Source organism: Chryseobacterium vietnamense, from assembly GCF_031454475.1.
GTDB lineage: Bacteria > Bacteroidota > Bacteroidia > Flavobacteriales > Weeksellaceae > Chryseobacterium > Chryseobacterium vietnamense.
Map to the genome: position 1 here is coordinate 1,317,913 of NZ_JAVDQX010000001.1, position 12,851 is coordinate 1,330,763.

Below are 12,851 nucleotides of genomic sequence, written 5' to 3' on the forward strand. Positions count from 1 at the left end.
TTATTAACAACCAAATCCAAAATTTATGAAAAAATTTAAATTACTAGTACTTGTTTCCCTATTTCCAATAATAGGTTTTGCTCAGGAAAACAGACCTCGTGAGTGTAAAGCAGATGAAATGATGAAAAAACATTTTGAGCTGCACCCTGAATCTAAGGTTGAATATGAAAATTTTGAGAAATACACCAAAGATTTCGTAAAAAAAATGGGATCCAACAAAAATTCATTGAATAATAGGGCCAGCAATCCAACCTACATCATCCCTGTGGTTTTTCATGTGTATGGAGAATCTCAAAGTAATGTAAAAGTAAATTACCAAAAAGTAGTTGACTTACTGCAACAAATCAACTTAAATTTCAATGGAATCAACACGGATTCAAATACTGTAGATCCTTATTTCCAATCTATCAGAGGAGCATTAAGTATTGAATTTCGATTAGCGAAAATTGATCCAACCGGAAAAGCAACAAGCGGAGTGGTATTTCACCCTTTCAAAGGGGGATATGGCAACGGAGGTGGATATGATGCACAAATTGGCACAGATGCCTGGGATAATGCAAAGTATATGAATGTGTATATTCAAAATGATCTCTATTCTAATAAAGATTTATATCAATCAGGAGTTGCCTGGTATCCTGATTCATACATGACTTCAGTAAATACAGCCAGAGTTGTTTATAATGGACGTTATATATTTAATGCTGCCGGAACAGTGGCTTCAAACGAGTTTTCCGATACATTTACTCACGAATTCGGACATTGGTTAAATCTGCAACACACGTTCAATGTTCTTTGTTCAACTGCAAATCCTGGTAATGATGGTGACGGAGTTGCTGACACCCCTGTAGAAAATGCTTCTTCCGGATTGGGATGTAACCCTGGAAATAATTGTCTTGGACAAAAAGTAAACGTTGAAAACTATATGGGATACAATGGTTCTTCCGGTTGTTATAAAATGTTTACCAATGGACAAGTTAACAGAATGCTGGCAGCATTAAACCATCCTTCGCGAATAAATTTATGGCAGCCTGCCAACTTAGCCGCAACCGGCGTTGCCAATACTCCACCTAGATTAACCCTTAGCAACAGTACATTTACTGAGAACTTAAACAATAATGGAGTCGTATCATTAGATGGAACAGTAGCCTCTGCCCCTACATCAACAATTACGCTGAACGGAGCAACATTTGCCGTACCCAATGGAACAACTCTTACTGCAGGAACACATTTCACTTCTTCATTACCAGCAGGGCTAACAGCTGCTATAGCAGTTACAAGCCCTACGACTGCTACACTTACCATAAATGGTGCAGCCACCAGTCATCCTAAAAGTCAGGTCCTGAATTCATCAATTACGTTCCTGAATCCGGCTATAACAGGAGGCGTAACTTCACTAGGATCAACGACAGCTTTGGCATTAACTTTTTCTTATAAAGATCCTTATAAAATAGTTACAGGAACTCCTCTGGAAAGTTATGCCAACCCAACACCAACAACAGTAACCACCAACTCAGGGGCAACCTGGAAATATTTTATCATTAACCCCGAGCTTAGTGATGATGCAGGGTATGGCGCCTGGTACTATGGAGCCAATCAATTAAAATTGGAAACTTATTGGAAAGGATTAGTTTGCCAGACAGGAACAAGAAATATCACTTTAATTCCGGCCTGCACCACTATAACGAATGCAAATAATATAGGTTACCCAATTGGTACTCCCGGACAGCTGGACGTGTACACCCCTACATACACTAACTGGTCTGGCCAAACCGCTTATGTTGGTTTTAGAAACCAATTCGAAGGCTACAATATTAACGGCTATTTCAAACTGACTGTTGGGGCCAATGGTTCAGGTTATTCTGTAACTGCGTTTGGATACAATACACAACCAAATGGCAGTATCACAACCCCTTGTGCATTATCATCGTTTACTGCAGACGTTGATACAACAAACCCAGAAACCTCTATCTATCCGAATCCGGTTTCTGATGTATTAAATATTAAAACAAAAGGGGAAATTAAGTCAATTTCTGTTTATGATATGTTTGGAAGAAAAATGAATGCTAAAGTTACGGGGGATAAAGTTGATGTGAAGCATTTCCTAAGCGGAACTTATTTAATTGATATTGAAACTTCTTTAGGGAAATCTTCCCAAAAATTCATTAAAAAATAAGATCAAACGCTATACCGATACAATATGATCGTTAGTAATAGGTTTTATTTTAACTGCATATATTTGATTAAGATGGGCTCATTGAGCTCATCTTTCTTTTTTCTATACCACAATCTTCTTTCAAATTAAACAGCAAAATACTTTTCTTAGAAATATGAATAATGGCTTAGTATTTATATGCGGTTGATCGGGCTTCATTGTAAGCCAATTTTTTATCCTATTTATGAGCAGTTCTTCATTTATTTATGTAATTTTATTCTTTGATAACAATATTCAATGCATTATAAAAACGACACCATCATCATCCGCAAATTTACTCCCGAAGAATTCCCTTTATTTTCTACTCTTTTTGAAAATGAAAATGTTACCCGCTATCTGCCTTACAAAACTCCTGAAGAATACAAGGAGATGTTTGACAAAGCATTGACAGATTACAAAGAAAGTCCATTCAGCAGATGGGCAATATTCAACACTCAAAACAATGATTTTGTGGGAATGTGCCTGGCCAGAATCTTCCTTGATAATCCTGACCAGCTGGAAATAGGATATACTTTAGGAGAAAATTACTGGGGAAAAGGTCTTGGAACTGAGGTTTGTAAAGCCCTCGTTGATTATTGTTTATCATTAAATCATCAGAAAGATATCGTTGCTGTAACCGATCTTAATAATATCGGATCTCAAAAGGTACTTCTGAAAAGCGGCTTCAACAGAATTGAAAATCTTGCGCGAGAAGACAGAGAACTGGCTTACTTTATTCTACAAAAGGAGTAAACTTTTGGCTCATAGTACAAGCGGAGGACTTAAAATTCCCCTCCTTTGGAGGGGTGGCGAAAATTCAAAGAATTTTTGACGGGGTGGTTTTCTTTTACCACAGATTTCACAAATCTACAAAGATGATTGTATATATTCTTTCCTTTAGTTTATCCAAAGCAATCAATAAAAATCTTTGATTTTTAAAGCTTCAGTGAACTTCTCAGCAGTCTGTTTGTAACCTAAAATCAACTTATCTTTTGTGACTTTTATGGTTAAAACACAAAGTCTTCAGCTATAAAAACATTTCATTTATCAGATAATTTATCATAACTTGCAGAAATTATGATGTCAAAACGTTGCAAATACGCACTTAAAGCAATGGTCAGATTAGCAAGGAATTATAACCAGGGCTTTCTGCCAACTTCTGTTATTGCACAAGACGAGAACATCCCAAAAAAATTCCTGGAACAAATCCTTCTTGAACTTAAAAGAGCGAAACTTGTCAACAGTAAACAGGGTAAAGTAGGGGGATATTATCTTCTGAAATCACCCGATGAGGTCTCGTTAGCAGATATTTACCGTATTTTCGATGGCCCCATTGCATTGACGCCTTGTGTCTCTTTAAACTTTTACGAAGCATGTGATGACTGTGTAGATGAAGCAGTCTGCTATCTGAGAAAAGAATTAATGATCGTTCGTGAAAAGACCAGAACAAGCATGATGGAAGCTACTCTGACTAAGTTCATTACTAAAGAATAAAAATTTTTTATTTAAATTCTACTATTTTGATAGGAGTTATAGAATTTTGTATATATTTGCAGGACTTAAATCTCAATTCAAAATGGAAAACAGTCTGAAAAATGAATACGAAAACCTTTTGAGAGAGGCTACTGAAGCTTCTTTTCAAACTAATGGACTGCAATTACTGGCTGAAAGATTTCCGGATAAAGTGATCTTTTCAACCAGCTTCAGTTACGAAGATCAGGTAATCACTCATCTGATAAAAGATTTAAATATTGAAATTTTTACCCTGGATACAGGAAGACTTTTTGAGCAGACCTACGAAACCTGGACTTCCACAAAAGCATTCTTCAAAAAGAATATCAAAGCCTATTATCCGGATATGGAAGAGCTCAGAGAATTTGTAACAGAAAACGGCCCTGATTCATTCTATCAGTCAGTTGAAAAGAGGAAAGCGTGCTGTACCATCCGTAAGGTTCATCCATTAAAAAAAGCACTGGAAGGTTATAAAGTATGGATTACCGGTCTTAGATCCGAACATTCCCCAAACCGGCAGAATATGCCACAGCTGGAGTGGGATCAGGATAATAAGATCATAAAATTCCATCCCATCCTTCACTGGACAACAGAACAGGTGACAGAATACGTGAAAAATCATCATTTACCTTACAATCACCTTCACAAGAAAGGATTTGTAAGCATAGGATGTGAACCCTGTACCAGAGCGATTAAAGAAGGGGAAGATTTCAGAGCCGGCCGATGGTGGTGGGAGGATGCCAACAAAAAAGAATGCGGTCTGCATATTCATCAATAAAAAAGAAAAACATGTCAATACAGCAGTTAAACTATTTAGATCAGTTAGAAGCCGAATCTATTTATATATTAAGAGAAGTAGCAGGTCAATTTGAACGTCCGGCTTTATTATTCAGTGGAGGGAAAGACAGTATCGTACTGGCTCACCTGGCAAGAAAAGCATTTTTTCACGGGAAAATCCCATTTACATTTGTTCACGTGGACACCGGGCACAACTTTCCGGAAGTACTGGATTTCCGTGATCAGCTGGTAAAGCAGTTAGATGTTAATCTTGCTGTGAGAAAAGTGGAAGATACTATCAAAAGTAAAAAACTCACCGAGGCTAAAGGTAAATTTCCAAGCAGAAACTGGCTGCAAACCTATACACTTCTTGATACCATTGAAGAATTTGAATTTGATGCCTGTATCGGAGGAGCCAGAAGAGACGAAGAAAAAGCCCGCGCCAAGGAAAGAATATTTTCAGTTCGTGATGAATTCGGGCAATGGGATCCTAAGCTTCAACGTCCTGAACTGTGGAATATCTTTAACGGAAAAATCCACAAAGGAGAAAATGTAAGAGTTTTCCCTATCAGCAACTGGACAGAACTCGATATCTGGAATTATATCCGGAGAGAAAAAATTGAACTTCCTTCTATTTATTTCTCGCATGAAAGGGAAGTGGTAGATTTTAACGGCCAGTGGCTTGCCAATTCTTCACATGTTGTATTAGAACCTGAAGATATCATCACAACCAAAAAAATACGCTACCGTACTGTAGGAGACATGACCTGTACCGCAGCAGTAGAGTCCAATGCAGTGACAATAGATGCCGTCATTGAAGAAATTGTAGCGACCAGAATTTCAGAACGTGGTGAAACTAGAATCGACGACAGAGTGACAGAAGCCGCTATGGAGGACAGAAAAAAAGGAGGCTACTTTTAGATAAGCAATCAGCAATGAGTAATAAGTAATAGAACAGACAACTTTACTTCTTAGCGACAGAATATTACTCATTACCAATTACTCATTATTTATAATTAAAATCGGATGGATATATTAAGATTTATAACAGCAGGAAGCGTAGATGACGGTAAAAGCACCCTTATCGGCAGACTGCTTTACGATAGCAAAAGTATTTTACAGGACCAGTTGGAAGTCCTTGAAAAACATTCAAAAAACAAAAATGAAGACGGAGTAGACCTTGCCCTTTTAACGGATGGTCTTCGCGCAGAAAGAGAGCAGGGAATCACCATTGATGTTGCCTACCGTTATTTTTCAACGGCAAAAAGAAAATTTATCATCGCTGATGCACCCGGGCACGTACAGTATACACGTAATATGATTACCGGAGCATCCAATTCTGATCTGATGGTTATCCTGATCGATGCAAGAAAAGGCGTAATTGAACAGACCAGAAGACATTCTATCATCGCTTCTTTATTACAATTAAAGAAAGTGGCTGTAGCCATCAATAAAATGGATATGGTAGATTATTCGGAAGAAGTTTTTGAATCCATTAAATCTGACTATTCAAAAATTGCAGAAAATCTGGGATTAAACGATGTCACTTATTTCCCCATTTCAGCATTGAAAGGAGATAATATCGTTTCAAAATCCTCCAGAACAGATTGGTACAAAGGAAATTCACTTCTTGAATATCTTGAAGAAGTAACCCTGAATGAAGAAAAAAACAATGGAAACCGTTTTCAGGTTCAGTATGTTATTCGTCCTCAGACCGAAGAACTGCACGATTACAGAGGATACGCCGGACAAATATTAAGTGGAAAATTCACAAAAGGAGACAAAATCCATATTCTTCCGGCAGATCTAACCACTGAAATTACTAAAATTGAGATCAATGGGATTGAAAAAGAAGAAGTTTTTGAAGGGCAGCCTGCAGTGATCCATCTTGCTCATGATGTAGATGTCAGCAGAGGAGATATTTTTGTCACAGAAGAACAGATTCCGGCCGTTGAGAAAGACCTTCAGGTTTTGTTATGCTGGCTTGATCAGAAACCGTTACAACCAGGGAATAAATACCTTCTGCAGCAGAACAGCAGACTTGTGAAAGCAATTGTCAAAGAGGTAGATTATAAGATCAATGTTAACACCCTGATCCATGAACAGGCAGACAGCGAAATTAAACTGAATGAAATTGTAAAAGTTACCCTGCGAACGGCACAGCCTTTGGTCTATGACAGCTTTACCAATAATAAAACAACGGGCTCTGCCATTTTGGTGGATGAAACGTCCAATTCAACGGTAGCAGCCTGTATAATTCAATAAAAAATGGCAATTTCCGATCAATTAACGCAAAGAATTCATCAGACCAAACAAAATAGTAATCATGGATTCTTTGATAAAATAAAGACAAAAAAATGGGTTAAGGATTTGTATGAAACACTTTTCCTTCCTCAGAATGATAATACTGAAGAGCAACTTAAAAGAAGTTTTGAAGCGCTGCGGGAAACTCTTTCAGAACAGATCAATACCGTAACAGGAGATCAGGACAGTACTGAGAAACAGGTGAATCAGTTTTTTGAATCTCTGCCTGACCTTTACGATCAGTTGGTACTGGATGCAAAATCTATTGTAGAATTTGATCCTGCCGCCGATTCTCTGGAAGAAGTCTATCTGGCATATCCCGGCTTTTTTGCCACATATGTTTATCGCATTTCACATCAATTATGGAGTCAGAAAGTGAAAATAGTACCACGCGTCATTTCAGAGTATGCCCATAGCAAAACGGCAATTGATATTCACCCGGGAGCCACCATCGGAAAATCTTTTTTTATTGACCATGGGACAGGAATTGTGATCGGGGAGACAACGGTCATCGGGAATAATGTCAAAATCTATCAGGGAGTAACCCTCGGAGCATTAAATGTTTCCAAAGAAAAAGCCCACCAGAAAAGGCATCCCAATATTGAAGATGATGTGATTATCTATTCTGGAGCAACCATTTTGGGCGGTGAAACTACCATTGGCAGAGAAAGCATTATCGGAGGAAATGTCTGGATAACCCAGGATGTTCCTGCCAATTCGCTGGTTTACCATAAAAGTGAAATAAAAATAAAGGATAATACTTCATTACCGGAATCATTAACCTTTGTGATTTAAAAAAACAAAAAAATAAAGATATGAGATTTCAGAACGCATTAGAAACGATTGGAAATACTCCCGTCGTAAAAATTAATAAATTATTCAATTCAGATCACGAAATCTGGATTAAACTTGAAAAAAGCAACCCTGGCGGAAGCATTAAAGACAGAATTGGCCTGGCCATGATTGAAGATGCAGAAGCCAAAGGATTACTAAATAAAGACAGCACCATCATAGAACCTACCAGCGGAAATACAGGAATAGGTCTTGCATTAGTAGCAGCTGTAAAAGGATATAAACTCATTCTTGTCATGCCGGAAAGCATGAGTATAGAACGCCGTAAAATTATGGAAGCTTACGGAGCAGAATTCGTGCTTACTCCACGAGAAAAAGGAATGAAAGGTGCAATTGAAAAAGCTAATGAATTGGCTGAAGAAACACCCAATTCATGGATTCCAAGACAGTTTGATAACCCTGCCAATGTAAAAGTTCATGTTGAGACGACTGCTCAGGAAATTTTAAAAGACTTCCCTGATGGGCTCGACTATATCATTACCGGAGTAGGAACCGGAGGACATATCACCGGAATTGCAAAAACCGTCAAAGAAAAATATCCAAACGTAAGAGTAATTGCTGTAGAGCCGGAATTATCACCCGTCTTAAGTGGAGGAAGCCCGGCACCACATCCATTACAGGGATTAGGAGCAGGCTTTGTACCTTCCATTCTGGATATTACCCTTTTAGACGGAGTAATCACAGTAGGCAAGGAGGAAGCTTATGAATACGCCCTTAATGCAGCTAAAAAAGAAGGTCTTTTTGTGGGAGTTTCCACAGGAGCCGCTTTAGCAGCCATTGCCAAACATTTACCGGAAATACCACCTAACGCTAAAATCCTTACCATCAATTACGATACAGGAGAAAGGTATCTCTCTGTAGAAGGACTCTTCTAAATCCTTAATTAACACCTACTTCAATGAAAACAAATATAAAATCACCAAAGGTATTCCTTATCGGTGCAGGGCCCGGCAACCCTGAACTGATCACTGTAAAAGCAGTAAAAGCAATCGCAGAAGCAGACGTCATTTTATGTGACCGCCTTGTAAGTCCGGAAATTCTGGAAACCTACGTCAATAAAAACACAGAAATCATCTACGTAGGGAAAGAATGCAGCAAAAATGCGTCTACCCCTCAGTCTCATATCAATACTTTAATGGTGGAATATGCCCTTCAGAACAAAACCATTGTAAGACTGAAAGGAGGAGATGTTTCTATATTTTCCAATATTCTGGATGAACTGCAGGCTTTAAAACAGAATCATATTCCGTACGAAATTATTCCGGGAATTACAGCAGCTTTAGGAGCAGCAGCATTTGCAGGGATGCCTTTAACAGCAAGAGAATATTCTACATCAGTTCGTTTTCTGACGTATTATAAATCGGAAATCGTAACTGAAGAATACTGGAAAGAACTTGCTTTCACCAATGATACTCTTGTTTTCTACATGTCCAAAGGAAATCTTACTCCTCTTGTGGAAAAGCTTATACAGCTAGGGATTTCAAGTGATAAAAAAATTGCAGTCATTGAACAGGCAACAACACCTTATCAAAAGGTGTACACATCATCTTTTGATGATTTTAACGAAAAATTCGGAGACAAAGCTTTTGCATCACCTTCTTTGGTTGTAGTTGGCAAGATTGTCAATCTGCACGAAGAGTTTTCATGGCTTGAAAATGCAGAACAGGAAGGTCTTTACTTCAAATCAGTGGAAAACGGAAGTCTAATCCCTACAACTCAAAATTTCTTTGAATATGCTGTCTGAAACAAAATTAAATGTATTAAAACAAATCTCCGGAGACCTTTCCAGAGATGAAGCCATTTGGGCAAGTGGATATCTTGCAGGCATTGCCGGAGGAACTTCGCTGACCGACGCACTACCGCCACAGCAACTCAATAACAGCACTCAAAATGCTGTAAAAAAGATAACTCTGGCTTACGGAACAGAAACCGGAAACAGCAAAAAACTGGCTACAGCATTGGCAGGTATCGTGAAGAAAAAAGGACTTCAGGTTAAACTTGCTGATCTTTCGCAATACAAACCTAAAGATCTGGCTAAAGAAGAATTCTTTTTCGTTGTGATCAGCACTCAGGGAGAAGGAGAACCGCCAGCTCTTGCCAAAAAGTTTTACGATTATATTCATGAAAATGAAATTGATCTCAGCGGACTGAAATATGGAGTACTGGCCTTGGGAGACAGCAGTTATCCTCTGTTCTGCCAAACCGGAGAAGATGTAGATTCACGTTTTGAAATATTAGGTGCACAGCGCATTATTCCAATCAGGAAATGCGATATAGACTATGAACAGGAAGCTTCTCACTGGATAGAACATGTAGTCGAAACGGTAAATAAAAATGCAGATCAGAGTCCAAAAAATGTTACAGCACCAAAGGTTTCTACCGGAAGAAAGAAATACCAGGGGAAAGTTTCAGCCATCATCAATCTGAACGATATTACTTCTGAAAAAGAAACGTATCATATTGAAATTGAAACAGAAGAAGCGCTTGCCTACCAACCTGGAGCAGCGCTGGGAATTATTCCATTCAATTCAAAATCTGTAGTAGATGAAATAATTACGCTGACAGGAATTGATCCTCAGAAACAGATAGAAACAGCTAAGGTTACAGCTTCTGTTGAAGAACTGCTGCACAAGCATCTTAACATCAGCTATTTACTCAAATCTGTCGTTGCTCAATATGCAAAAATAACGGGACATTCCATCCCGGAAGTGAGACTCAGTCTTCTTGACCTCCTTAGAATTTATCCCGTAAAAAATGCAAAGGAATTTGAAGAAATCTTACAGATAGTAACCGCTCAGGCGCCACGTCTGTATTCAATCTCGTCCTCTCTGGAAGCTCATGGTGACACGGAAATTCATATTACCGTTGCGAAATCAGAATTCTTTATTGATCATCAGAAACACAACGGATTATGCAGTGGTTTTCTGAGTGAATTCAAAGAAGGAGAAGAAGTGGAATTTTATATTCAGGATGCAGGACACTTCAAACTGCCGGAAGCTGATAAAGACATCATTATGATAGGACCGGGAACAGGTATTGCGCCTTTCAGGTCTTTTCTTTGGGAACGTGATGCAACAGGTGCAGAAGGAAGAAACTGGCTGTTTTTCGGAGACAGGAATTTCGTTTCAGATTTTCTTTACCAGGCTGAACTTCAGGATTTCCTTAAAACAGGCAGCTTAACTCATTTGGATCTTGCTTTTTCCAGGGATACAAATGAAAAAATATATGTTCAGCACAGGCTGGAGCAAAAGGCTCAGGAAGTATTTTACTGGTTGGAAGGTGGCGCGTCAGTATACGTATGTGGCGCTAAAGAACCAATGGCTCGTGATGTGGAACAAACACTTCTGACCATTATTCAGAATGAAGGAAAACGCAGCAAAGAAGATGCTGTAAATTATCTGGAAGAAATGGAGCTTGACGGCAGATATGCCAAAGATGTTTATTAAACGGAGTAAAGAAGTATTCGTAAAAAATTAAAGGAAACATTTATGAACAAAGATAAAGAAAACCTTTCACCGGTAGAAAGGATTAAAACCAGCAGTAACGGGCTCAGAGGATCTTTAAAAGAGAGCCTTGCTGATCAATTTACCGGAGCTATCCGGGAAGATGACCAAACTTTGATCAAATTCCATGGAATGTACCAGCAGGACGACAGAGACCGAAGGGAAGAGCGTGTCTCCAAAAAACTGGAATGGCTGTATTCTTATATGATCAGATTGAGACTTCCCGGTGGCTTTTTAACTCCGGAACAATGGGTAGGATTGAATGAAACCGCTGAAGATCACTCAACAGGAACCATTAAAGTAACGACAAGACAAACCATTCAGCTGCATGGGATTTTAAAATCACATTTAAGACCTACCATTCAGAGCTTCAATCTGCAGCATCTGGATTCTATTGCAGCCTGTGGAGATGTCAACAGAAATGTTACCTGTACAGCCAATCCTTCAGAATCTCCTTTACAGCAGGAAGCTTACGAACTGGCAGGGAAAATCAGTGAAATGTGTCTTCCAAAAACCAAATCTTACTACGATATCTGGATTGATGACGAACTTTTGGTTGATCGTAAAGCAGAAGAAGATCCATTATATCAGGACAGATATCTTCCAAGAAAACTGAAAATAGGAATTGCTGTTCCGCCCAATAACGATGTAGATGTATTTATCAATGATATTGCACTGATTGCTATCATTGAGAATAATAAAATCGTGGGGTATAATATTGCTGCCGGCGGAGGACTGGGAGCCACGCACGGAAATGAAGCCACGTATGCCCGTCTCGCCTCCATCCTTGGATTTGTGGATACGGAAGAAAAAGTATTGAAGGCCGTCTATGAAATCATCACGGTTCAAAGAGACTTTGGGAACAGAAGCGACCGAAAATTATCAAGGTTAAAATATACGATTGATAAATTGGGTATCGACCAGTACAGAGCTGAAGTAGAAAAAAGAACAGGATTCAGTTTTGAACCGGCCCGCGAATTTAAGTTTGAACAGAGAAAAGACCGTTATGGCTGGATTCAGAATCATGAAGGAAAATGGTTTTATACTGTATTTGTAGAGCACGGAAGAATCCTTAATACAGCTGAATATCCTTTAAAATCAGGATTATTAAAAATTGCACAGACTGGTAAAGCCAATTTCCGTTTTACCTGCAACCAGAACCTTATTCTGGCCGATATTGATGAAAAAGATAAACCTGAAATTGAAGCTGTTTTAAAAGAATACGGAATTTCAGATTATACCAACAGCGCAAGTGCCTTACGTAAAAATTCTGTTGCCTGTGTGGCTTTGAACACCTGTTCATTGGCTTTAGCGGAAGCTCAGCGTTATCTTCCTTCTCTGGTCACAAAAATAGAACCTATCCTTGAGAAATATGGTCTTTTGGAAGAAGATATCACGATCCGTATGACCGGCTGTCCTAACGGTTGCGGAAGATCTCCTAATGCGGAAATAGGATTTGTAGGAACAGCCTACGGAAAATACAATCTTCACATTGGAGGAGACCGTTTAGGAATGCGACTGAATACAAAATTTAAAGAAAATATAGGGGAAGAAGAGATTCTTACCACGCTGGATGAGCTTTTCGGGATTTATGTACAGAAAAGACTTGCAGAGGAAACATTTGGTGATTTTTCATACCGTTACTTACACACCTTAAATTAATTATATGGCCAATTTTCATTATGATCTGAAAAAAAACAAAAAAACTAAAT

Annotated in this window: 11 protein-coding genes; all 11 read left to right on the forward strand. The window is 38.6% G+C overall.

Annotation, left to right across the window (positions count from 1 at the left end; translation table 11 throughout):
* Positions 1 to 25 precede the first annotated feature (25 nt).
* The 11 genes from J2786_RS05870 to J2786_RS05920 all read left to right on the forward strand — a co-directional run bounded on the left by J2786_RS05870 (position 26) and on the right by J2786_RS05920 (position 12,801).
* Positions 26 to 2,173, forward strand: coding sequence for a M43 family zinc metalloprotease (locus J2786_RS05870; RefSeq protein WP_052186957.1), 2,148 nt, complete (start codon positions 26 to 28; stop codon positions 2,171 to 2,173).
* 276 nt (positions 2,174 to 2,449) lie between these two features.
* Positions 2,450 to 2,944 (forward strand): GNAT family N-acetyltransferase, encoded by a 495-nt coding sequence (locus tag J2786_RS05875; RefSeq protein ID WP_047430356.1) that lies wholly within the window; start codon positions 2,450 to 2,452, stop codon positions 2,942 to 2,944.
* A gap of 324 nt (positions 2,945 to 3,268) precedes the next feature.
* Positions 3,269 to 3,685, forward strand: a complete 417-nt coding sequence (locus J2786_RS05880) for an RrF2 family transcriptional regulator (protein ID WP_081983596.1) — start codon at positions 3,269 to 3,271, stop codon at positions 3,683 to 3,685.
* An 82-nt stretch (positions 3,686 to 3,767) separates the two neighbouring features.
* Positions 3,768 to 4,481 (forward strand): phosphoadenylyl-sulfate reductase, encoded by a 714-nt coding sequence (locus tag J2786_RS05885; protein ID WP_047430354.1) that lies wholly within the window; start codon positions 3,768 to 3,770, stop codon positions 4,479 to 4,481.
* 11 nt (positions 4,482 to 4,492) lie between these two features.
* On the forward strand, positions 4,493 to 5,401 hold the full coding sequence (gene cysD / locus J2786_RS05890) for a sulfate adenylyltransferase subunit CysD (RefSeq protein ID WP_047430353.1): 909 nt from the start codon (positions 4,493 to 4,495) through the stop codon (positions 5,399 to 5,401).
* A gap of 105 nt (positions 5,402 to 5,506) precedes the next feature.
* The gene (locus J2786_RS05895) at positions 5,507 to 6,745 is read left to right on the forward strand and encodes a sulfate adenylyltransferase subunit 1 (protein ID WP_047430350.1); all 1,239 of its coding nucleotides are present in this window, start codon (positions 5,507 to 5,509) and stop codon (positions 6,743 to 6,745) included.
* Positions 6,746 to 6,748: 3 nt separating this feature from the next.
* Positions 6,749 to 7,579 carry a serine O-acetyltransferase EpsC gene (gene epsC, locus J2786_RS05900; protein WP_047430348.1) on the forward strand — a complete coding sequence of 277 codons (831 nt, stop codon included), beginning with the start codon at positions 6,749 to 6,751 and terminating at the stop codon, positions 7,577 to 7,579.
* Positions 7,580 to 7,599: 20 nt separating this feature from the next.
* Positions 7,600 to 8,511, forward strand: a complete 912-nt coding sequence (gene cysK, locus J2786_RS05905) for a cysteine synthase A (protein WP_047430345.1) — start codon at positions 7,600 to 7,602, stop codon at positions 8,509 to 8,511.
* A 23-nt stretch (positions 8,512 to 8,534) separates the two neighbouring features.
* Entirely contained in the window at positions 8,535 to 9,380 is an 846-nt protein-coding gene (cobA, locus tag J2786_RS05910) for a uroporphyrinogen-III C-methyltransferase (protein ID WP_047430342.1), read from the forward strand.
* Positions 9,370 to 11,082: a diflavin oxidoreductase gene (locus J2786_RS05915; protein WP_047430339.1), complete on the forward strand. Its 1,713-nt coding sequence runs from the start codon at positions 9,370 to 9,372 to the stop codon at positions 11,080 to 11,082. Before cobA ends, J2786_RS05915 begins: the two co-directional genes overlap by 11 nt.
* A gap of 42 nt (positions 11,083 to 11,124) precedes the next feature.
* On the forward strand, positions 11,125 to 12,801 hold the full coding sequence (locus tag J2786_RS05920) for an NADPH-dependent assimilatory sulfite reductase hemoprotein subunit (RefSeq protein WP_047430336.1): 1,677 nt from the start codon (positions 11,125 to 11,127) through the stop codon (positions 12,799 to 12,801).
* The last annotated feature ends 50 nt before the right edge of the window (positions 12,802 to 12,851 follow it).